The sequence below is a fragment of the Neobacillus drentensis genome, from assembly GCF_036965645.1.
In the GTDB taxonomy this organism is placed as follows: Bacteria; Bacillota; Bacilli; order Bacillales; family Cytobacillaceae; genus Neobacillus; species Neobacillus drentensis_D.
The window spans coordinates 1,322-1,642 of the sequence record NZ_JBALPZ010000038.1 but is presented as its reverse complement, the minus strand read 5'-3'; the positions used below and the strand labels follow the sequence as shown (position 1 = coordinate 1,642).

General features: G+C 38.6%; 1 protein-coding gene. It reads left to right on the top strand.

All coding sequences use genetic code 11. The features are described from left to right. Nucleotides 1-34: 34 nt before the first annotated feature. Nucleotides 35-321: MATE family efflux transporter (locus V7266_RS07320; RefSeq protein WP_335467094.1), on the top strand; the 287-nt coding region annotated here is incomplete at its 3' end.

The window sequence follows — 321 nt, the reverse complement described above, 5'->3', positions numbered from 1 at the left end:
CACAGCCAACTTTTAAAAAGACCGGTGGGATGATATGAAATTAGTTAAGGAAATTCTTCGTCTGGCTATTCCATCGATTGCAACCTTCTCATCAATGACTGTTACTGGTTTGCTAATATTGATGATTGTTGGAAAGTTGGGGGCTACAGCAATTGCAGTAGTAGGGATCACCAATGTTTTAATGTACAATTTATGGGCATTGTTTTCCGGAAATCAGGGAGCTATCAACTATTTGGTTGCTCAAAACTATGGATCAAAAAATATGAAGCTGGGCAATCAGCGAATGCAAATTGCGTTATTCTTAGCAGCTTTACAGGCAAT